At 69.9% G+C, this 20,082-nt stretch carries 19 protein-coding genes and 1 tRNA gene; 2 read left to right on the top strand and 18 right to left on the bottom strand.

Going from position 1 to position 20,082, the window contains the following annotated elements:
- The first annotated feature begins 157 nt into the window (after positions 1–157).
- Positions 158–1,864, top strand: coding sequence for a proline--tRNA ligase (locus H5U26_RS05195; protein ID WP_290617348.1), 1,707 nt, complete (start codon positions 158–160; stop codon positions 1,862–1,864).
- A gap of 94 nt (positions 1,865–1,958) precedes the next feature.
- Here the strand turns inward: H5U26_RS05195 and H5U26_RS05190 are convergent, their stop codons facing one another.
- The 10 genes from H5U26_RS05190 to rnr all read right to left on the bottom strand — a co-directional run bounded on the left by H5U26_RS05190 (position 1,959) and on the right by rnr (position 12,353).
- Positions 1,959–3,038: an LLM class flavin-dependent oxidoreductase gene (locus H5U26_RS05190; protein ID WP_290617346.1), complete on the bottom strand. Its 1,080-nt coding sequence runs from the start codon at positions 3,036–3,038 to the stop codon at positions 1,959–1,961.
- A gap of 137 nt (positions 3,039–3,175) precedes the next feature.
- A complete protein-coding gene (locus H5U26_RS05185; RefSeq protein ID WP_290617344.1) occupies positions 3,176–3,820 on the bottom strand; it encodes a DedA family protein in 645 nt (214 codons plus the stop codon).
- A gap of 362 nt (positions 3,821–4,182) precedes the next feature.
- Positions 4,183–5,553: a DNA repair protein RadA gene (gene radA / locus H5U26_RS05180; RefSeq protein ID WP_290617342.1), complete on the bottom strand. Its 1,371-nt coding sequence runs from the start codon at positions 5,551–5,553 to the stop codon at positions 4,183–4,185.
- A gap of 21 nt (positions 5,554–5,574) precedes the next feature.
- Positions 5,575–6,930, bottom strand: coding sequence for a replicative DNA helicase (dnaB, locus tag H5U26_RS05175; RefSeq protein ID WP_290617340.1), 1,356 nt, complete (start codon positions 6,928–6,930; stop codon positions 5,575–5,577).
- A 20-nt stretch (positions 6,931–6,950) separates the two neighbouring features.
- Positions 6,951–7,397, bottom strand: a complete 447-nt coding sequence (gene rplI, locus H5U26_RS05170; protein WP_290617338.1) for a 50S ribosomal protein L9 — start codon at positions 7,395–7,397, stop codon at positions 6,951–6,953.
- A 192-nt stretch (positions 7,398–7,589) separates the two neighbouring features.
- Complete coding sequence (locus H5U26_RS05165) at positions 7,590–8,540, bottom strand: hypothetical protein (RefSeq protein ID WP_290617337.1); 951 nt, start codon at positions 8,538–8,540, stop codon at positions 7,590–7,592.
- 4 nt (positions 8,541–8,544) lie between these two features.
- On the bottom strand, positions 8,545–8,769 hold the full coding sequence (rpsR, locus tag H5U26_RS05160; protein WP_290617335.1) for a 30S ribosomal protein S18: 225 nt from the start codon (positions 8,767–8,769) through the stop codon (positions 8,545–8,547).
- Between the two features lie 25 nt (positions 8,770–8,794).
- Positions 8,795–9,229 (bottom strand): 30S ribosomal protein S6, encoded by a 435-nt coding sequence (gene rpsF, locus H5U26_RS05155; RefSeq protein ID WP_290617333.1) that lies wholly within the window; start codon positions 9,227–9,229, stop codon positions 8,795–8,797.
- 98 nt (positions 9,230–9,327) lie between these two features.
- On the bottom strand, positions 9,328–10,086 hold the full coding sequence (gene rlmB, locus H5U26_RS05150) for a 23S rRNA (guanosine(2251)-2'-O)-methyltransferase RlmB (protein WP_290617330.1): 759 nt from the start codon (positions 10,084–10,086) through the stop codon (positions 9,328–9,330).
- A complete protein-coding gene (gene rnr / locus H5U26_RS05145; protein WP_290617328.1) occupies positions 10,083–12,353 on the bottom strand; it encodes a ribonuclease R in 2,271 nt (756 codons plus the stop codon). Before rnr ends, rlmB begins: the two co-directional genes overlap by 4 nt.
- Before the next feature lie 80 nt (positions 12,354–12,433).
- Between rnr and H5U26_RS05140 the strand changes: the two genes are divergently transcribed.
- Positions 12,434–12,520, top strand: a tRNA-Leu gene (locus H5U26_RS05140).
- 117 nt (positions 12,521–12,637) lie between these two features.
- On the opposite strand, the gene H5U26_RS05135 is transcribed toward H5U26_RS05140, so the two are convergent.
- The 8 genes from H5U26_RS05135 to miaA all read right to left on the bottom strand — a co-directional run bounded on the left by H5U26_RS05135 (position 12,638) and on the right by miaA (position 20,040).
- Positions 12,638–13,921 carry an adenylosuccinate synthase gene (locus H5U26_RS05135; RefSeq protein ID WP_290617326.1) on the bottom strand — a complete coding sequence of 428 codons (1,284 nt, stop codon included), beginning with the start codon at positions 13,919–13,921 and terminating at the stop codon, positions 12,638–12,640.
- A gap of 4 nt (positions 13,922–13,925) precedes the next feature.
- Entirely contained in the window at positions 13,926–15,074 is a 1,149-nt protein-coding gene (locus H5U26_RS05130; RefSeq protein WP_290617324.1) for an ATP phosphoribosyltransferase regulatory subunit, read from the bottom strand.
- Between the two features lie 10 nt (positions 15,075–15,084).
- Positions 15,085–15,267, bottom strand: coding sequence for a DUF2065 family protein (locus H5U26_RS05125; RefSeq protein WP_236953317.1), 183 nt, complete (start codon positions 15,265–15,267; stop codon positions 15,085–15,087).
- Between the two features lie 8 nt (positions 15,268–15,275).
- Positions 15,276–16,145: a protease modulator HflC gene (gene hflC / locus H5U26_RS05120; RefSeq protein ID WP_290617321.1), complete on the bottom strand. Its 870-nt coding sequence runs from the start codon at positions 16,143–16,145 to the stop codon at positions 15,276–15,278.
- Positions 16,142–17,323 (bottom strand): FtsH protease activity modulator HflK, encoded by a 1,182-nt coding sequence (gene hflK, locus H5U26_RS05115; RefSeq protein WP_290617319.1) that lies wholly within the window; start codon positions 17,321–17,323, stop codon positions 16,142–16,144. Before hflK ends, hflC begins: the two co-directional genes overlap by 4 nt.
- 40 nt (positions 17,324–17,363) lie before the next feature.
- Complete coding sequence (gene hflX / locus H5U26_RS05110) at positions 17,364–18,635, bottom strand: ribosome rescue GTPase HflX (RefSeq protein ID WP_290617317.1); 1,272 nt, start codon at positions 18,633–18,635, stop codon at positions 17,364–17,366.
- Positions 18,636–18,720: 85 nt separating this feature from the next.
- On the bottom strand, positions 18,721–18,984 hold the full coding sequence (hfq, locus tag H5U26_RS05105; RefSeq protein WP_290617315.1) for an RNA chaperone Hfq: 264 nt from the start codon (positions 18,982–18,984) through the stop codon (positions 18,721–18,723).
- Between the two features lie 138 nt (positions 18,985–19,122).
- Positions 19,123–20,040 (bottom strand): tRNA (adenosine(37)-N6)-dimethylallyltransferase MiaA, encoded by a 918-nt coding sequence (gene miaA / locus H5U26_RS05100; RefSeq protein ID WP_290617313.1) that lies wholly within the window; start codon positions 20,038–20,040, stop codon positions 19,123–19,125.
- Positions 20,041–20,082: the final 42 nt, after the last annotated feature.

Here is a 20,082-nt window from a genome sequence, read left to right as displayed (position 1 = left end):
CCCGCGGCCGGGTCGGTTCCACCCACGTAGGGGCACGGCATGCCGTGCCCCCGCCGCCGGCCGCAGAATCGCCCGCCGGCTGGTGAATAATGACCGCCCCCCCGGCCCGGCGCCCGTTCGCCGGCGCCTACGTTCACCCGTCCATCGAGGATTCCCCATGCGCACCTCGCGCTTTCTGCTGGCCACCCTGCGCGAAGACCCGTCCGACGCGGAGGTGATCAGCCAGCGCCTGATGCTGCGCGCCGGCATGATCAGCCGCCTGGCGGCCGGCATCTACAGCTGGCTGCCGCTGGGGCTGCGGGTACTGCGCCGCGCCGAGCGCGTGGTGCGGGAGGAGATGGACGCCGTGGGCGCGCAGGAGCTGCTGATGCCGGCGGTGCAGCCGGCCGAGCTGTGGCAGGAGTCGGCCCGCTGGGAAAAATACGGCCCCGAACTGCTGCGCATCAGGGACCGCCACCAGCGCGATTTCTGCTTCGGCCCCACGCACGAGGAAGTCATCACCGACATCGTGCGCCAGAAGGTGAGCAGTTACCGGCAACTGCCGGCCTGCTTCTACCAGATCCAGACCAAGTTCCGGGACGAGATCCGGCCGCGTTTCGGCCTGATGCGGGCACGCGAGTTCCTGATGAAGGACGCCTACTCCTTCCACCGTGACGAGGCCAGCCTGGACGACACCTACCAGGCCATGCACGGCGCCTACAGCGCCATCTTCAGCCGGCTGGGCCTGAAGTTCCGCGCCGTGGCGGCCGACACCGGCAGCATCGGCGGCGCCAGTTCGCACGAATTCCACGTGCTGGCCGACTCCGGCGAGGACGCCATCGCCTACTCGCAAGGCGGTTATGCCGCCAACGTGGAACTGGCTCCGGCGCCACCGGCGCCGCCGCGTCCGGCACCCTCAGCGCAGCGCGAATCGGTGCGCACGCCCGGCCAGCACAGCATCGCCGAGGTCAGCGCATTCCTGAATGTGCCGGCCGAGCGCATCGTCAAGACCCTGATCGTGCGCGGCGCCGACGGCGGCCTGGTGGCGCTGCTGCTGCGCGGCGATCATGAGCTGAACGCCGTCAAGGCCCTGCGCCTGCCGCAGATCGCCCAGCCGCTGCAGTTCGCCACCCCGGCCGATGTACGGACCGCGCTGGGCTGCGATTTCGGGTCGGTCGGACCGGTGGACTTTCCAGGTCCGGTGATTGCCGACCACGCCGCCGCCGCGCTGGCCGATTTCGTGTGCGGCGCCAACGCCGACGGCTATCACCTCACCGGCGTCAACTTCGGCCGCGACCTGCCGGAGCCGGAAACCGCCGACATCCGCAACGTGCTGGCCGGCGAGCCGGCGCCGGACGGCAGCGGGCCGCTGGCCATCGCCCGCGGCATCGAGGTCGGCCACGTGTTCAAGCTGGGCACCGTCTACAGCGAGAAGCTCGCCTGCACGGTGCTGGACGAAAACGGCCGCGACGCCGTCATGACCATGGGCTGCTACGGCATCGGCGTCTCGCGCGTGGTGGCTGCCGCCGTGGAACAGAACCACGACGCGCGCGGCATCGTCTGGCCGCAGGCCCTGGCGCCATTCGAGGTGGCGCTGGTGCCGATCAACCTGCACAAGTCGCCGGCCGTCGCCGAAGCGACCGAAAAGCTCTACGCGCAGCTGAGCGCCGCCGGCGTGGACGTGCTGCTCGATGACCGCCCGGAGCGGCCCGGCGTCATGTTCGCCGACATGGACCTGATCGGCATCCCGCACCGGCTGGTGATCGGCGAGCGGGGTCTGAAGGACGGCCAGGTCGAGTACAAGGCGCGCCGCGACGAGGCGGCGCAGAACATCCCGCTGGCCGAGGCCACCGGCTTCATCCGCAAGGCGCTGGCCGGCGCCTGACCGACGCTGCGTGTCCGGCGGGCCATTTTCCGGTAGGAGCCCGGCTCAGCCGGGCGATTGCGGTCAATGACGATCGCCCGGCAAAGCCGCGCTGCTACCTGAAGGCCGGCATCACCTGCGTGGCGAACAGTTCCTGCGTGCGCCGATGCTGTTCCAGCGTCAGGCCACCGTGTGGGCCGCGCGGCAGCACCTGGATGGCGAACTCGTCCAGTTCCTCCTTGCCCAGGAAATCCGCCACCCGGTTGGCGATCTGCGCCGGCGTGCCGACCCACACCATCTCCTGCGCCAGGATGTCGTCGTAGCTCAGGGTCATCATCTGGTTCATGGCATCGCTGGCGTAGAAGCCATAGCCGGAAGCCAGCAGGCGGTCGCGGTCGCCCTTCTGGTCCAGCGACAGGATCGGCTTGGCGATCTGGTGGTAGAAGTACGGCGCCGCCAGGCGCGCCTGCTCGTGCGCTTCATTCTCGGTCGGCGCGATGTGCACCGGCTGAATCCAGCTGACGATGGGTTTGGTGCCGGCCTTGATGCAGGCATCGCGGTATTCGGCTATCGGCTTGGCGAACAGCGGATACGGCGCCGGGCCGCCCACGGAAATGCCCCAGCCGCGCTCGGCGGCAAAGCGGAACGAGCGTCCGCTGGTGCCGGTCAGGTACACCGGCATCGGCTTTTGCACCGGCCGCGGATAGACCGTGACGTTATCGACCGTGTACAGCGCGCCGTGGTGCGAGAACCGCTCCTCGGTCAGCGCCTTCATGATGATGTCCTGCGCTTCCTCGTAGCGCGGCTGGCTTTCCTCGTAGGGAATGCCGGCCATCTTGTACAGCCAGGCGTGGCCACGCCCGAAGCCCAGGTCCAGCCGCCCGCCGGTCAGCACGTCGGCGGTGGCGATCTCGCCCGCCAGCACGGTCGGCGTGTGCAGCGGCAGGGTGTGGCACAGGGTGCGGAAACGGATGTTCTGGGTGCGCTGGGCAGCGGCCGAGAACAAGGCCAGCGGGTTCGACGACTGACCGAAGGTCGGGAAGAAATGGTGTTCGATGGCCATGTAAACGTCGTAGCCGAGCCGGTCGCACTGCTCGATGTGGCCGATCACGTCCCATACCGCGTCGCCGGTGTCGACACCCGGCATGCAATTCATTTCGGTATAGACGCCGAATTTCAGCTTGCTCTTTGCCACGAACGGTTACTCCTCGTACGGATGATCAATCGGCGGCGCGGCCCAGCCCACACGCCGGGCCATGCCCGCGCGTCCAGCCCGCACTTGCATGAGGTGCGCCACTATAAACGCCGCCACCGCCGGCCGAATGATGCCTGTCAAGCCACTCCGGTGCGGCGTGCCTGCAGCCAATGCACGGCCACCGGCAGCAGCGACACGGCGACGATGCCCAGCGCGATCAGCGTCAGGTTGTTCTTGACCAGCGGCAGCTGACCGAATACCACCCCGGCGGTCATGAACAGCAGCACCCATACCGCCGCGCCGAACACGTTGTAGGCCAGAAAACGCCGGTAATGCATGCTGCCGACGCCGGCCACGAACGGTGCGAAGGTGCGCACGATGGGCACGAAGCGCGCCAGCACGATGGTCTTGCCGCCGTGGCGCTCGAAAAACGCCCGCGTGCGCGCCAGGTGCTCCTGACGCAGCCAGCGCGAATCCGGGCGCGCATAGACCCGCGGGCCGACGGCGTGGCCGATGGCGTAATTGACGCTGTCGCCGACCACCGCGGCGACGAACAGCACTGCCGCCGCGGTGCCGAAATCCAGCATGCCGCCGGCCGCCAGCGTGCCGACCACGAACAGCAGCGAGTCCCCCGGCAGGAACGGCGTCACCACCAGCCCGGTTTCGCAAAACACCACCAGTGCCAGCAAGGCATACACCCACACACCGTAGTTGGCGGTGAATTCGGCCAGATGCGTGTCCAGGTGCAGGAACAGGTCGAGCAGGGTGTGCAGCAATTCCATGTCGGGCTTCCAAGAATGCGGCGGGCCAGTATCACGGGCCGTCACTGCCGGAACAAGGCAGCGGCCGGTGTCTTTGCGGCGCCGCCCTGTTAGATTGCCGCTGCCGCGCTGTCGCAGCGCGGCGTCATCTACCGGAGGACTTCGTCATGAGCAAAGGCATGGACAAGAAAAAGGAAGTGAAGAAAAAGCCGGCCAAGACCGTCAAGGAAAAGAAAGAGGCCAAGGCCGTCAAAAAGGCCAAGCAGGACCGTTGAGATAACGCAGGCCCCGGTCATCCATGACTGGCCACGCCGCGGACGACGGCGGCGCGCCTTGCTGGTCCAACCGACCCGCCAGCGATGCGCTGATATTTCGGTGTTTTCCTAATCCACCAGCCGCGCGAACACGTCCCCGATCTCGCCCAGGTGCTCCAGCGCCAGCACTTCGAGGCCGGGGATGGCCTTGCGCGGGGCGTTCAGCTTGCCGACCACGGCGCGCTTGAAGCCGAGCTTGGCGGCTTCGCCGAGGCGCTCCTGGCCGCCGCGCACGGGGCGCACCTCGCCGGCCAGGCCCACTTCGCCGAAGCTGAGCAGGTCGGCGGGCAGCGGCCGGTTGCGCAGGCTCGATAGGGCCGCCAGCAGCACCGGCAGGTCGGTGGCCGTTTCGGTCACCTTGATGCCGCCGACCAGGTTCACGTACACGTCCTGGTCGAACAGCGCCACGCCGGCGTGCCGGTGCAGCACCGCCAGCAGCATGGCCAGGCGGCTGCCGTCCATGCCCAGCGTGAGCCGGCGCGGGGTGCCCAGCGGGCTCGATTCGACCAGCGCCTGCACTTCCAGCAGCAGCGGGCGGGTGCCTTCAAGCGTCGCCATCACCACGCTGCCGGCCACCGGGCGCGGGTGCCGGGTCAGGAAGATGGCGGACGGGTTGCTGACTTCCCGCAGGCCGGTTTCGGTCATGGCGAACACGCCCAGCTCGTTGACCGAGCCGAAGCGGTTCTTGAAGGCGCGCACGATGCGGTAGGGGCTGGTGCTGTCGCCCTCGAAATAGAGCACCGTGTCGACGATGTGCTCGAGCACGCGCGGGCCGGCCAGCGCGCCGTCCTTGGTGACGTGGCCGGCGATCAGCACGCTGGTGCCGTGCGTCTTGGCCATGCGCGTCAGGCGGGCGGCGCACTCGCGTACCTGCGACACGGAGCCGGCGGCCGAGGCCACGGTTTCCGAGATCAGCGTCTGGATGGAGTCCACCACCAGCACCTGACAGTCGGCGGCGGCGTCCAGGATCGCTTCCAGCCGCGCGTCGATCAGCAGCGGCAGGTCGGCGTCGCCCAGTTGCAGGCGCTGCGCGCGGGCGGCGATCTGGGCTGCGGATTCCTCGCCGCTGGCGTACAGCACGGGGACGGCATCGGCCAAGCGCGCCAGCGTTTGCAGCAGCAGTGTGGACTTGCCGATGCCAGGATCGCCGCCGAGCAGCACCACCGATCCGGGCACCAGGCCGCCGCCGAGCACGCGGTCGAGTTCCGATGAGCCGGTGGCCAGGCGCGCCGGTGCGCCGGCGCGCGCCTCGCGCAGGCGCACCACGCTGCGCTCGCCGCTCCAGCCGGTGGCCGGCTGTCTGACGCCGCCGCGCACGGCCGGCGCGGCGGTCTGCTCGACCAGGCTGTTCCAGGCGCCGCAGGTGGAGCACTGCCCGGCCCACTGGGCGAAGCTCGCGCCACACTCGGCGCAGCGGTACTGGCTGCGGTCGCGCGCCATGGGGGTCAGCGCTCGACCGGGTCAGTCATAGCCGCCGTAGTCCTGCGCCAGATCCTCGAAGCGCGTGTAGGCGCCCAGGAACGCCAGGAACAGGTGACCGATCGGCCCGTTGCGCTGCTTGGCGATGATGATCTCGGCCTTGCCCTTGTCGGCGCTGTCTTCGTTGTACACCTCGTCGCGGTAGATGAACAGGATCACGTCGGCATCCTGCTCGATGGCGCCCGATTCGCGCAGGTCCGACATCACCGGGCGCTTGTTGGGCCGCGTTTCGAGCGAGCGGTTCAGCTGCGACAGCGCGATCACCGGCACCGACAATTCCTTGGCCAGGGCCTTGAGGGAGCGCGAAATCTCGGAGATTTCGAGCACCCGGTTGTCCTTGGCGCCCGGCACCTGCATCAGCTGCAGGTAATCGACCACGATCAGGCCCAGGCCGTGCTGGCGTTTCAGGCGCCGGGCACGGGCGCGCAGGTCCATCGGCGACAGCGAGGGTGTGTCGTCGATGAAAATGTTGGACTCGCCCAGCAGCGTCACGGCCGAGGTCACGCGCGGCCAGTCGTCGTCGTGCAGCTGGCCGGTGCGCACGCGGTGGGCGTCGACCCGGCCCAGCGAGGAGATCATGCGCAGTGCCAGTTGTTCGGCCGGCATTTCCATGCTGAACACGGCCACCGGCTGGCGGGCCCGGATGGCCACGCTCTCGACGATGTTCATGGCGAAGGACGTCTTGCCCATGGACGGCCGGCCGGCGACGATGATCATCTCGGCCGGGTGCATGCCCGAGGTCATGCGGTCCAGGTCCGTGAAGCCGGTGGACACGCCGGTCATGGCAACGCCGGAGCGGTACAGGGCGTCCAGGCGCTCCACTACCGTCGGCAGCAGATCCTTGATGGCGGAGAAGCCCGAGCGGGCGCGCGCGCCGCGTTCGGCGATCTCGAATACCTGGCTTTCGGCCGCGTCGAGCAGTTCGGCGACCGGGCGGCCCTGCGGGTGAAAGCCGCTGTCGGCGATGTTGCTGCCGACGCTGATCAGGTGCCGAGCGATGGCCCGCTCGCGCACGATGTCCGCATAGGCGGCGATGTTGACGGCGCTGGCTACGCCGCCGGCCAGCAGGCCCAGATAGGCCATGCCGCCGGCGCGCTCGAGCTCTTCGGACTGTTCCAGGCACTCGGCGACCGTGATCAGGTCGCACGGCCGGCCCTGGTCGTAGACGCGCCGGATGGCCTGGTAGATCAGGCGATGGTCCTGGCGGTAGAAGTCCTCGTCGACCAGCCGGTCCGAGACCAGGTCCCAGGCGGCGCCTTCCAGCAGCAGGCCACCGAGTACCGACTGTTCGGCCTCGATGGAATGCGGCGGAACCTTGAGTGCGGCCGGGTCGGCCATGGGGCGAGCCGGGTAGGGGATTACTCCGCCACCACCTCGACGGTGACGCGCGCCACCAGGTCCGCGTGCAGGTTCACGTCCAGCGGGAAGCTGCCCAGGGTGCGGATGGCGCCCTCGGGCAGGTTCAGCTCCTGCTTGTCCACCGCATGCCCGGCGGCGGTCAGCGCGGTGGCGATCTCGCGCGTGGTGACCGACCCGAACAGGCGGCCGCCGTCACCGGCCTTGTGGGCGATGGTCACGGTCACATCCTGCAGGGCGGCGGCGCGGGCCTGCGCCTTGGCCAGGGTTTCGGCGGCGGCTTTCTCGATGGCGGCCCGCTGTTCCTCGAAGCGCGCGATGTTGTCACGCGATGCGAACACGGCCTTGCCGGTCGGCAGCAGGTAGTTGCGACCATAGCCGCCCTTGACCTCGACCCGGTCACCGACGTTGCCCAGGTGCCGAATTTTTTCCATCAGAATCACTTGCATGACCGCAGCCTCCAGGCTGTTGCTAGGTTAATCGCTGAATAAATCCATCCTGGATTTCTCAGCGTACGCCGCGGCCGGTCCTGGACCGGCCGCGCCTTCGCCGAATCGGTCACCTGCGTGACCGATTCGCGGCGGGCCATCCGTGGCCCGCGGGCAGCGCCGCGTCGTTTGGCGTTGCCCGGGTGCCCGCGCTCAGCGCAGCGGGCGGTTTCTGAAATCGAGCCAATTATCCACCAGCCCCAGTATCACCAGCAGCGACCCGATCTGCGGCGTGGCCAGCACCAGCATCAGGTACACCGCCCACGGCAGGCGGCGCCACCAGCCGCGCCGCGCCGTTTCCGCGTGCACCAGGGCCAGCCCCTGCAGCAACAGCGGCAGCGCCAGCACCAGCGCCAGTTCCACCGCCAGGCCGCCAGCGGCCAGGCGCAGCCCCAAGGCCGCCGCCACCGCAGTCAGCTCCAGCAGGCTGTACGCGCGCCCGAAGCGCAGCGCGCGAAACTCCTGCGCGAACGCGCCCGGCCGCCGCAGCCGCGCCTGCAGGCTGCGGCCCAGGGCCAGGCCGCCGGTCCACGCGCCCAGCAGCACCAGCGCCAGCAGGCCGCCGGCCAGTTGCAGCATCAGATCCAGTGCTGCATCGAGTTCGCCCGCCGGTAGCCTCGGGTTCAGCTTGACCAGCGCATCGACCAACGCCTGGCGGCCTTCGGGCTCGCCGGTCGGCAGGCCGGTCTGGTTCACAACCAGCACCACCGTCACCGCCAGCGCCGTCAGCACGACCAGCGCCAAGGGCAGGCTGCGCGCGGATCGCAGCGCAAAGCCGGCGGCCAGGCCCGGCAACCAGGCAAACAGCAGGGCCGGCCCGAGCAGACCGGCGCCGCCCAGAAGGACCAGCGGTGCCAGCAACAGGATCATCAGCAGCAGGCTGCGCAGCGCGGCCTGCGGACCGGCTTCGAGCGCCAGCAGGCTGATGCCGGCCACGTTGCAGGCCAGCGCCAGCGGCAGCAGTAACACCGCGCCCGGCAGCAGCAGCGCGGCCAGCAGACCGACTGCCAGCGCCGCCAACAGAGCCGCCGCCGACCATCCACCAGTCGCCAGCCAGGCCGCCAGCGTCGCCAGGCGATCGCCGGCGGCGGGCGCCCCGGTCACCGGTCTAGTGCGCGTCGCTGTATGGCAGCAGCGACAGGAAACGGGCGCGCTTGATGGCGCGCGTCAGCTGGCGCTGGTAGCGCGCGCTGGTGCCGGTGATGCGGGTCGGGATGATCTTGCCGGTCTCGGAAATGTATTGCTTCAGGGTTTCCAGATCCTTGTAGTCGATCTCTTTCACCTGATCGGCAGTGAAGCGGCAGAATTTCTTGCGGCGCAGATAACGGGCCATGTTCGGTTCCTGGTGCAGGCTGGGGTCAGGCGTCGGTGTCGTCGGCGACGGCTTCTTCGCCTTCGGCATCACCCTCGGCGGCGACGGCTTCCCCGTCGCGCTCATCGCGACGCGGGCGTCGGTCGCGACGCTCCTCGCTCTCGCGAGCGATGGCGATGGCGGAAGGCTCGGTGACCGCCTCGTCGCGCTTGATGACCAGATTGCGCAGCACCGCATCGGAGAAGCGGAACGCGCTGGCCAGCTCGCGCATCGCCTCGTCGTTGGCCTCGATGTTCAGCAGCAGGTAGTGCGCCTTGTGCACCTTGGCGATCGGGTAGGCCAGCTGGCGGCGGCCCCAGTCTTCCTGGCGGTGAATCGCCCCGCCGCGGGTCTCGACCACGCTGCGGTAGCGCTCCAGCATGGCGGGCACCTGCTCGCTCTGGTCCGGGTGGACCAGGAGCACGATTTCGTAATGACGCATGAACACTCCTTGTGGCTGACAGCCCGGATCGCACGAATCCGGGCAAGGATGCCGCTCTGTGGTTTTTATCGCGGCCGGCAAAAGGGCGGCAATTCTACTCAGGCGGGTCCGCCAGGACAAGACCGCCGCTGACGCACGGCCTCGAACAGGCACACCGCCGCCGCCACCGACACGTTGAGGCTGCCGACCGCGCCGGTCATCGGGATGCTGAGCAGGCCGTCGCACAGCTCGCGCGTGAGCCGGCGCAGGCCCTGGCCTTCGCCGCCCAGCAGCAGCGCGCAGGGCGGGGCAAGGTCGGTGTCGTAGAGGCTGGTGTGGGCGCGGGCGTCGGCGCCGTACAGGCGCAGGCCCGCGCCTTTCAGAAAGCGCAGCGTGCGGGCCAGGTTGCCGACCTGCACGAACGGCACCGTGCTGGCGGCGCCGGCGGCGGTTTTGATGGCCGCCGCGGTAAGCCCGGCCGCGTTGCGGCGCGGCGCGATCACGGCCGCCGCGCCGGCGGCATCGGCGCTGCGCAGGCAGGCGCCCAGGTTGCGCGGGTCCTGCACTTCGTCCAGCACCAGCAGCAGCGGCCGCTCGGCCTGCGCGAGGATGCCTTCGAGCGCGTTCTCATCCAGCGGCTGCGGCGGGCTGGCCAAAAGCGCCAGCACGCCCTGGTGGGTGGCGTGCCCGGTCAGGCGGTCGAGCGTGGCCGTGGGGCGTGGCTCGACCGGGATGCCGTGCGCGGCGGCGAGCGCCGCCAGCTCGCCCGGCCCGCCGCGCTCGCCGCCGGCGACCAGCAGGCGCGCGATGGCCGCCGGCTCGTGCTGCAACAGGGCCCGCACCGCGTGCAGGCCGTAGGCGAGGTGACGCGGGCTCATGATTTTTTCCGGCGCCGGCGGCCGCTGCGCGCGGCGGCCGGCTGGCCAGGCGTTTGCTCCGCCTCTTTATCGGCCATGCTCAGGTGCTCGCCCTCGCGCCCCACATAGTCCAGATCGATCTTGCGCTCGTCCAGATCGACCCGCATGACCCGCACCTGCAGACGGTCGCCGAGCCGGAACACGCGCCGCCGCCGTTCGCCGGTCAGGTGGTGGTGCAGCGGATCGAAGTGGTAGTAGTCCTCCGGTAGGGCGGTGATGTGCACCAGGCCTTCCGTGTAGGCGCCGTCCAGGGTCACGAACAGGCCAAAGGCCGCCACGCCGCTGACCAGGCCGCTCATCACCTCGCCGACGCGATCCTGCAGGAACTCGCACTTGAGCCAGGCGATGACCTCGCGCGTGGCGTCGTCGGCGCGCCGCTCGGTGATCGAGCAGTGCTCGCCCAGTGCCGCCATCTGCTCGGCCGTGTAGTAGTAGGAGCTGGCCTTGCGCCCGCGCAGCGCATGCACGATGGCGCGATGCACCAGCAGGTCCGGGTAGCGGCGGATGGGCGAGGTGAAGTGCGCATAAGCCTCCAGCGACAGGCCGAAGTGGCCGCGGCATTCGGCGTCGTAGATGGCCTGCTTGAAGCTGCGCAGGACCGGAATTTGCAGCAGGTAGCGGTCCGGGCGCTGCGCGATCAGTTCGGTCAGGGCGCGGTAGTCGGCCGGCGCCGGCTCGTCGCCGCCGCCCAGTTGCAGGCCGAACTCGGCCAGAAAACTTCGCAGCGCCGTGACTTTTTCCGCGTTCGGGCGGTCGTGTACGCGGTACAGGGCCGGCAGTCCGCGTTCGCTGAGGAATTTCGCCGCGCAGCGGTTGGCGGCGATCATGCACTCCTCGATCATGCAGTGGGCGACGTTGCGCGTGACCGGCTCGATGCGGTCGATCTTGCGGTCCGGGCCGTAGACGATGCGCGCCTCGGACGATTCGAACTCCACCGCGCCGCGCCGCTGGCGCTCGCCATCCAGGGCCCGGTACAGACGGTGCAGGGTCTGGATCTGCGGCTCCAGTGCCTGGTAGCGCGCCCGCTGGGTGTCGTCACCGGCAATGACAGCGGCGATCTCGGTGTACGTGGTGCGGGCATGCGAGCGGATGACGCCGCGGGCGAAGCGGTATTCCTTTACCTCGCCACGGGCATTGATGCGCATGTCGCACACCATCGCCAGGCGCTCGACCTCGGGCTTGAGCGAGCACAGCTCGTTCGACAACACCTCCGGCAGCATCGGGATGACGCGCTGCGGGAAGTACACGGAGGTGCTGCGCAGGTGTGCTTCGACGTCGATGGCGCTACCTGGGCGCACGTAGTGGCTCACGTCGGCGATCGCCACCAGCAGCCGCCAGCCGCGGCCGTCGCGTTCGGCGTACACGGCGTCGTCGAAGTCGCGCGCGTCCTCGCCGTCGATGGTGATCAGCGGCAGGTGCGTGAAATCCTCGCGGCCGCGGCGGTCGGCAGCCGTCACGCGGGCGTTGAAACCGGCCGCCTGGGCTTCGACCGGCGCCGGCCATTGCCAGGGCAGGTCGTGCTTGCGCAGCGCGATGTCGATTTCCATGCCCGGCGCCAGGTGCTCGCCCAGCAGCTCGACCAGCAGCCCGCGGGCCGGTTGCTGGCGGTCGGCGTAGTGGCTGATCTCGACCACCGCGATCTGACCGTCACCCACTTTCTTGCCGATGGCGCTGTCCGTGACCAGGATCTCGCCGCCCAGGCGGCGGTCGTCCGGCACCAGCCAGGCCAGTTTGCCGTCGCGCCGGTAACGACCGACCACGCGCCGGTGGCGCCGCTCCAGCACCTCGACGATGCTGCCCTCGTAGCGACCGCGGGCGTCGACGCCGCTGACGCTGGCGACCACCCGGTCGCCGTCCATGACGGCGCGCATCTCGCGCGGCGACAGGTACAGGTCCGCGTGCTCGCCGTCGGCGATGAAAAAGCCATAGCCGTCCTTGTGCGCGCTGACCCGGCCGCGCAGCAGGTCCATCCGCTGTACCGGGCCGTAGCGGCCGCGGCGGTCCAGCAGCAGCTGGCCGTCGCGCACCATGGCGCCCAGGCGCTTGGCCAGCGCCTCTAGGGCCCAGTCCTCGGTGATGGTGAGTTGCTGTGCAATGGCCTCGGCCGGCAGCGGTTTGCCGGCCGCGGTCAGCACGTCCAGGATCAGTTCGCGGCTGGCGATCGGGCGCTCGTAGCGGGCCGCTTCGCGTTTGCCGTGGGGGTCTTTGGGTGAACTTCGTTTTGTCATGGGTAATGATTCGTTGACAGCCGGCCGCTGGCCGGTAGAATGCCGCGCTCGCTTCGGCCCGCAGGGGTCGGGGCAGCTCGGCCGAGATGGCGAAATTGGTAGACGCGCTAGCTTCAGGTGCTAGTGGGGGAAACCCCGTGGAGGTTCAAGTCCTCTTCTCGGCACCATCCTGGATGGTGCATGCCGGCCGGACATAACATAACCGTGCGCACCGCGGGCGCCTTGAGCCCGCACCACAAACCCGCCGTTCGGCGGGTTTTGTGTTTCTGGCGCCGGCGCGGCGCTCAATCGAACGGATGGCGCAGCACGATGGTGCGCGAACGCTCGGCGCCGGTCGACACCATGTCGACCGGCACGCCCAGCAGTTCTTCCAGCCGGCGCAGGTAGCGCACCGCGTTGGCCGGCAGTTGATCGAAGCCGCTGGCGGCGCTGACGCCCTGCCAGCCGGGCAATTCCTCGTAGACCGGCTCGCAGGCGGCCAGCGCGTCGGCGTCGTACAGGCCGAACTGCCCTGAACCGCCGCGGTAGTCGACGCAGATCTTCACCGTGTCCAGGCCGTCCATCACGTCGAGCTTGGTGATGCACAGGCCGCTGACGCCGTTCAGCTGCACGCTGCGGCGCATGGCCACGGCATCGAACCAGCCGCAGCGGCGCGGCCGGCCGGTGGTGGCGCCGCGCTCGGCGCCGACATCTGCCAGGTGCCGGCCGACCTCGTCGAACAGCTCGGTCGGGAACGGGCCGGAGCCCACGCGCGTGGTGTAGGCCTTGGTGATGCCAAGCACGTAACCGATGGCGGTCGGGCCGACGCCGGCGCCGACCGCGGCCGCGCCGGCGATGGTGTTGGATGAGGTGACGAACGGGTAGGTGCCGTGGTCGACGTCCAGCAGCGTGCCCTGCGCGCCCTCGAACATGACCGGCTTGCCGGCCGCCATCAGCTCGTGCAGCAGGCCCGGCACGTCGGCCACCAGCGCGCGCAGCGCCTCGCCCCAGGCCAGGGCCTGCTCGAGCATTGGCTTGAGTTCCAGCGCCGGCTGGCCGAAACGCTGCGTCAGCAGGAAGTTGTACAGGTCCAGCAGCTCGCGCAGCTTGGCCTCGCAGCGCGCCGGCTGCAGCAGATCGCCCATGCGCAGCGCGCGGCGGGCCGCCTTGTCCTCGTAGGCCGGGCCGATGCCGCGGCCGGTGGTGCCGATCTTGTCGGCGCCCAGCGCCAGCTCGCGCGCCTGGTCGAGCGCCACGTGACAGGGCAGGATCAGCGGGCAGGCCGGGCTGATGCGCAGGCGCGAGCGCACGTCGACGCCGGCCGCTTCCACCTCTGCAATCTCCTTGAGCAGCGCATCGGGCGCCAGCACCACGCCGTTGCCGATCAGGCACAGCACGCCGGGGCGCAGGATGCCCGACGGCAGCAGGTGCAGCACCGTCTTGACGCCGCCCACCACCACCGTGTGGCCGGCGTTGTGGCCGCCCTGGAAGCGCACCACCGCGGCGGCCTGCTCGGTCAGCAGGTCGACCACCTTGCCCTTGCCCTCGTCACCCCACTGGGTGCCGATCACGACAACGTTCTTCGCCATCTGCCTATCCTGCGTCTTGCAGCGCCCAGCCGCCGTCGCGCTGCACGATGCGTGCGCCGACCGGGCCAGTGTCGCTGCCGGGGAGTTCATAGACCACGGTTCGGCCGTCCGCCCGCAGGCGTTCGACCAGTTCCGTGAGTGTGGGGTCACTGGACCAGGGCGCCAGCACCGGCAGAGCCTGCGGTGCCGGCGCGCCCAGCAGTCGTTTCAGGTCGGCACTGAAGCCGGTGGCCGGGCGGGCGCGGCCGAAGACCCCGCCGACGCCATCATAGCGGCCACCCCAGGCCATGGCCTGGCCGTAGCCGGCGCCGTAGGCGGCGAACACGATGCCGGTGTGGTAGTGGTAGCCGCGCAGCTCGGCCAGGTCCACGAACAGCGGCAGCTGCGGCTCGAAACGCAGCAGCAGGTGGCTGATGGTTTCGAGCTCGTCCAGCGCTGCAAGCACCGGCTCCGGCACGCCGGGCAGCATGGCGCGCAGCGCCGGCAGCCGCTCGATGGGGCCAAAGCACTGCGGCAGATGAACGAACCAGTCCCGCATCGCCGGTGCCAGGCCCAGGCCCGCCACGAAGTCGGCGATGTCGGCCCGCGCCTTGCGCTGCAGCAGCTCGAACAGTGTGTGCTCGGCGTCGGTGTCCAGACCCGCGGCGTGGCTCAGGCCGCCGAAGATGCCGACGTGGCCCAAGTCCACATGGGTGCTGTCATGGCCCGCGCTGCGCAGCGTGGCCAGCATCAGGCGCAGCACCTCGACGTCGCTCTCCGGGCCGCCGTGACCGTACAGCTCGGCGCCGACCTGCATGGGGTTGCGGCAGGCGCTGGGGGCGGCTTCCTGCGCCGTCAGCACCGAGCCCAGATAACACAGCCGGGCCGGCGCCGGGTCGCTGTCGCGGGCATCGATGCGTGCCACCTGCGGCGTGATGTCGGCGCGGATGGCCAGCAGCCGCCCGGACAGCGGGTCGGTGACCTGAAAGGTCTGCTGCGCCAGATCCGCCCCGGTGCCGGTCAGCAGCGCGTCGGCGTATTCCACCAGCGGCGGCATCACCAGCCGGTAGCCCCAGGCGGCGAACAGGTCCAGCAAGCGCCGCCGTGCGCCTTCCAGCGCCTGCGCCTGCGGCGGCAGCAAATCCTCAATGCCGGGCGGCAACAACCAGCGCATCGGCGACCCTTCAGCGCACCAGCTGCAGCAGCAGCAGGCCGACCAGCATGCTGCCCAGACCGGCCAGGCGCAGCGCCCGGTCCGGCATCTGGCTGGTCAGGGCCGCCGTGCGGCGCAGCATGGCCGGACTCAGGAAGGGCACCACGCCCTCGAGCACCAGCACCAGGCAGAAGGCTGCCGCCAGATCGTGCACGCTCGGCCTCAGCGCGCGCCCGCGCGGGCGTTGTCGAAATGCCGGAAAAACGTGCTGTCCGGGTCCAGCACCAGCAGGTCACGGTTGGTGCCGATGCTGTTCCGGTAGGCTTCGAGGCTGCGGTAGAAGTCGTAGAAATCCGTGTCGGTGCCGATGACGGCTGCGTAGCGGGCGGCCGCGGTAGCGTCGCCCTCGCCGCGAATGCGCTGGCCATCCCGCTCGGCCTGTGCCAGCAGCAGCGTGCGCTCCTTGTCGGTCTGGGCGCGGATACGCTCGCCTTCTTCGGCGCCTTTGGCGCGCAGCTCGGCGGCCACGCGCTTGCGCTCGGCCTCCATGCGCGTGAACACCGAGCTGCTGACTTCGACCGGCAGGTCCACGCGCTTGATGCGCACGTCGACCACCTCGACGCCGAATTCGGCGGCCCGGTTGCTGGCCTGCTGACGCAGGATGCCCATGATCTCGCCCCGGTCGCCGCTGACCGCCTCCTGCACCGTGCGCTTGCCGAATTCGTTGCGCGACAGGTCGTTGACGATCTGCGCCAGGCGCGTGTTGACGTCGCCGGCACCGACCGACACGAAAAAGCGCTTGGTGTCGGCGATGCGCCACTTGACGAAGGAATCGACCACCACGTTTTTGAGTTCGCTGGTCTGATAGCGCACCGGGCCGCGGTCGAGTGTCTGGATGCGACCGTCGTACTTGACCACGCTGTTGATGAAGGGCGTCTTCATCTTCAGGCCCGGCGGCAGGTCGGCGGCGATGACTTCGCCGAGGCGGAACAGCAGTACCCGCTCGCGCTGGTCGACCGTGTAGAAGGTGGCGTTGATCAGCACCAGCGCCAGCAGGATCAGGGCGCCGATGATCGGCAGACGATTGCTCATGGGCGGGGCTCCCGGCCGCGGACGTAATCGGTGCGTTCGCGCGCCGGTCGTATCGGCAGGCTGATGGATGGCGGCGTCGGTGCCGCCTGCTGGGCGGTCGCGGCCGGCTCGGTGGTGCCGGACGACAGCAGTCGATCCAGCGGCAGCACGGTGAGCTTGCTGCCGTCGCCGCTCATCAGCACCTTGGGCGTGCGCGAGAGCACCTGTTCCATGGTCTCCAGATACAGGCGCTGGCGGGTCACCACCGGCGCCGCCCGGTACTGCTCGGCGATCTGGCCGAAGCGCGCCGTGTCGCCCTCGGCGCGGGCGATGATCTGGCCCTGGTAGGCCTCGGCGTCGGCGATGATGCGCGCCACCTCGCCGCGCGCCCGCGGGACGACTTCATTGCGATAGGCCTGGGCCTCGTTGATCAGGCGCTGCTCGTCCTCGCGTGCCTTGACGGCATCGAAGAAGGCCGCCTGCACCGGCTCCGGCGGCTGCGCGTCCTGCATGTTGACCGAGGTCACTTCAATGCCCGTCTGGTAGCGGTCGAGGGTGTCCTGCAGCAGCAGGGCGGCCTGCTGGGTGACCGCGTCGCGGCCTTCGGTCAGGATGAACTCCATGCGGCTCTTGCCGACCACCTCGCGGATCGCCGACTCGGCGACCTGCTGCACGGTCAGGTCCGGGTCGCGCACCTTGAACACGTAGTCGGCGGCGTCCTTGACGCGGTATTGCACGGCCAGCTTCACGTCGACGATGTTCTCGTCGGCGGTCAGCATCTGCGAATCCTGCGTCACGTCGGCTTCGGCGCGGCTGCGCGCCTGGCTGCGGTAGCCGACCTCGGCGGTGCGGATCTCGCCGATGTTCACACGCAGCACGCGCTCGACCGGATACGGCAGGTGCCAGCGCAAACCGGGTGTGGAGGTACTGGCGAATTTGCCGAAGCGCAGCACCACGCCGCGCTCGCCCTCGCGGACCATGTAGAAGCCGGAGGCCAGCCACAGGGCCACCAACAGGCCCAGCAGTCCGCCCCACAGGGCCGGCGGCGGTCCACCGGCGGCGTTGTTTCCGGAGTCGGAACTGCCGCCGAAGCGCTTGCGAAGACGGCGAAATACCTCGTCCAGGTCCGGCGGTCCAGCGTCGGCACGCCGACCCCACGGGTCGCGATTGCCGGACCCGCCCGGTTCGTTCCAGGCCATCAATTTCTCCTGAGTGCCGGGGGGCCGGCGTTGGGGGCGCTTATTGTTCCACAGGTCGCGCGCTGGCCGGCAGGGCCTCGGCGGCGACCAGCAGTGGCGTCAGCTGCCCCAGTTCGCGGCGGCGGATGTCGAACTCCACCTGCCAGCCGCCGTCGGCGTCGAACTGCTCGTGCCGCACCTGCGCCAGGCGAAACACCTGCGCGCGCAGGCGCCCGTCGCAACGGGGCAGGTGCAGGCTCTGGTGCGAGATGCCGTCCGCAAAGCGCTCGCCGATGGCGTCCCGCAGCAGATCCAGACCCGCGCCGCTGCGTGCCGACAGCCACACCCGCTCGGGGCCGCCCAGCTCGCCGCCGCTGCGCAGCGGCCCGCGGGCGGTCAGATCGATCTTGTTCATGACCTCGATCTGCGGGATGTCACCGGCGCCGATGTCCTGCAACACGCCGTTGACCTGCTGCAGCATCAGCTGGCGCTGGTCGTCGCGGGAGGCGTCCACCACGTGCAGCAGCAGGCTGGCGCTGCGGACCTCTTCCAGCGTGGACCGAAACGCCGCCACCAGGTCGTGCGGCAGGCGGCGCACGAAGCCGACCGTGTCGACCAGCACCAGCGGCTCGCAGTCCGGCAGTTCCAGGCGGCGCAGGGTGGAGTCGAGCGTGGCGAACAGCAGGTCGGCGGCGAACACGTCGGCCGCCGTCAGCGCGTTGAACAGCGTCGACTTGCCGCTGTTGGTGTAACCGACCAGCGCCACCGTGGGTGTTTCGCTGCGCGTGCGCTGACGGCGGCTGTTGATGCGCTGGCCGACCAAGCGTTCCAGGCGCGTTTCGAGCTGGCGCAGGCGCGCGCGCAGCAGGCGACGGTCGGTTTCCAGCTGGCTCTCGCCGGGACCGCGCAGGCCGATGCCGCCTTTCTGGCGCTCGAGGTGGGTCCAGCCGCGCACCAGGCGGGTGGACAAATGGCGCAGCTGCGCCAGTTCGACCTGCAGCTTGCCCTCGTGCGAGCGCGCGCGGCGGGCGAAGATGTCCAGGATCAGGCCGATGCGGTCCACCACCTGGCACTTGAGCAGGCGCTCCAGGTTGCGCTCCTGCGACGGGCTGAGTGGGTGATTGAAGATGACCAGTTCGGCGCAGGTGTCGGCCACCAGCAGCGCCAGTTCGGCCGCCTTGCCGCTGCCGATGAACAGCGCCGGGTCGACCTGCGCGCGCCGGCAGGTGAGGGTGCCCACCACCTGGCCGCCGGCGGCGCGTGTCAGTTCCAGCGCCTCGGCCAGGTCGTCCTCGAGCGGGATGTCGGCGCCGGGCAGTTCGACCGCCACCACGATGACCCGCTGCGCGGGCGCCGCCGTTGCCCCGTTCGCACCTGCCGGGGTGGGCAGGGCGGGCGCGGCGGGGTCGGTGGTCAGCTTAAGAATCGCTTGCCTCCTGGGTGACCGCTTCCTCACCCTCGACCACGGTCGGAACGCGCACCGGCCGCCCTGGCACCACGGTCGAGATGGCGTGCTTGTAGATCATCTGCGATACGGCGTTCTTGAGCACCACGACGTACTGGTCGAAGGCCTCGACATGGCCCTGCAGCTTGATGCCGTTGACCAGGAAGATGGAGACCGGAATGTGCTCCTTGCGCAGCTGGTTCAGGAACGGATCCTGCAGGCCCTGGGATTTTTTCATTTGTGTAGTCCTCGCGTGTGAACAGGCCATGGCGGCTGGCCCGCATCGTCAGTGTAGCAATATGGGTGCCCGCCGCCGCCGGTTCAAGGTGGCCGGCGACCGTCGATTCGACCGCGCCGCGATGCGCGCGTTCGCCGCTCAGGCGGCGCCCTTGCCGATCAGGGCACAGACCCGGTCGAGCACGCCGCGGCCCGCCGGGTTCAGCCAGTGCCCGTGCGGGTCGCCGCGCAGCCAGGTCAGCTGGCGCTTGGCGTACTGGCGGCTGGCGGTCTTGGCGGCTTCGACCAGGGTCGGGTAATCGATTTCACCGGCCAGATGGCTCCACATCTGGCGGTAGCCGACCGCCCGCAGGGCCGGCAGATCGCGGCTGTAGCCGGCCGCCCGCAAGCGCGCGACCTCGTCCTGCAGGCCGGCGGCGAGCATGGCCTCGAGGCGCGCATCGACGGCCGCGTACAGCGTGGCCCGGGCCGGCGGCGCCAGGATCAGGCGCAGTGCAGGCGGGCTTGCGATCGTCGCGGCCTGCGCCTGCCAGGCACTGAGCGGCCGGCCGGTGAGACGGTACACCTCCAGGCCGCGACTGATGCGCTGGCGATCGGCCGGGGCGATGCGCGCCGCCGCTGTCGGATCGACGCCGGCCAGCTCCGCGTGCAACGCCGGCCAGCCGCGCGCGGCGGCTTCGTCCTCGAGCGCCAGCCTGAGCTGCGGATCGGCGGCCGGCAGCGTCGCCAGGCCCCGTTCCAGTGCGCGAAAGTACAGGAAGGTGCCGCCGACCAGCAGCGGCACGTGGCCGCGGGCCTCGATCTGCGCGATCAGGCGCAGCGCGTCGTCGCGAAATTCGCCCGCCGAGTAGGGCTGGTCCGGATCGCGGATGTCGATCAGGTGGTGCGGCACGGCGGCGCGCGTGGCGGCGTCGGGCTTGGCGGTGCCGATGTCCATGCCCCGATACACCTGGCCGGAGTCCACGCTGACGATCTCGCACGGCAGGCGGCCGGCGATGGCCAGCGCCAGCGCCGACTTGCCGGAGGCGGTCGGACCGAGCAGAAAAACGGCGGGCATGGCGTGGGGGCGGGCGGCGGGGCGCGAAGTTTACGGCGCGCG

The organism is Immundisolibacter sp., assembly GCF_014359565.1.
Taxonomy (GTDB): Bacteria; Pseudomonadota; Gammaproteobacteria; order Immundisolibacterales; family Immundisolibacteraceae; genus Immundisolibacter.
Note: the sequence above shows the minus strand (reverse complement) of the source record. Positions and strands in the feature narration are given on the sequence as shown.

Coding starts and splice junctions, on each gene's coding strand:
- hfq (WP_290617315.1), bottom strand. CDS start 18,984: ATGAAAAAATCCCAGGGCCTGCAGGATCCGTTCCTGAACCAGCTGCGC.
- H5U26_RS05185 (WP_290617344.1), bottom strand. CDS start 3,820: ATGGAATTGCTGCACACCCTGCTCGACCTGTTCCTGCACCTGGACACG.
- H5U26_RS05195 (WP_290617348.1), top strand. CDS start 158: ATGCGCACCTCGCGCTTTCTGCTGGCCACCCTGCGCGAAGACCCGTCC.
- radA (WP_290617342.1), bottom strand. CDS start 5,553: ATGGCGCGCGACCGCAGCCAGTACCGCTGCGCCGAGTGTGGCGCGAGC.
- rnr (WP_290617328.1), bottom strand. CDS start 12,353: ATGACAAAACGAAGTTCACCCAAAGACCCCCACGGCAAACGCGAAGCG.
- rpsR (WP_290617335.1), bottom strand. CDS start 8,769: ATGGCCCGTTATCTGCGCCGCAAGAAATTCTGCCGCTTCACTGCCGAT.
- hflC (WP_290617321.1), bottom strand. CDS start 16,145: ATGAGCAATCGTCTGCCGATCATCGGCGCCCTGATCCTGCTGGCGCTG.
- dnaB (WP_290617340.1), bottom strand. CDS start 6,930: ATGGCCGACCCGGCCGCACTCAAGGTTCCGCCGCATTCCATCGAGGCC.
- rpsF (WP_290617333.1), bottom strand. CDS start 9,229: ATGCGTCATTACGAAATCGTGCTCCTGGTCCACCCGGACCAGAGCGAG.
- hflK (WP_290617319.1), bottom strand. CDS start 17,323: ATGGCCTGGAACGAACCGGGCGGGTCCGGCAATCGCGACCCGTGGGGT.
- miaA (WP_290617313.1), bottom strand. CDS start 20,040: ATGCCCGCCGTTTTTCTGCTCGGTCCGACCGCCTCCGGCAAGTCGGCG.
- rlmB (WP_290617330.1), bottom strand. CDS start 10,086: ATGAGCCCGCGTCACCTCGCCTACGGCCTGCACGCGGTGCGGGCCCTG.
- H5U26_RS05135 (WP_290617326.1), bottom strand. CDS start 13,921: ATGGCGAAGAACGTTGTCGTGATCGGCACCCAGTGGGGTGACGAGGGC.
- rplI (WP_290617338.1), bottom strand. CDS start 7,397: ATGCAAGTGATTCTGATGGAAAAAATTCGGCACCTGGGCAACGTCGGT.
- H5U26_RS05130 (WP_290617324.1), bottom strand. CDS start 15,074: ATGCGCTGGTTGTTGCCGCCCGGCATTGAGGATTTGCTGCCGCCGCAG.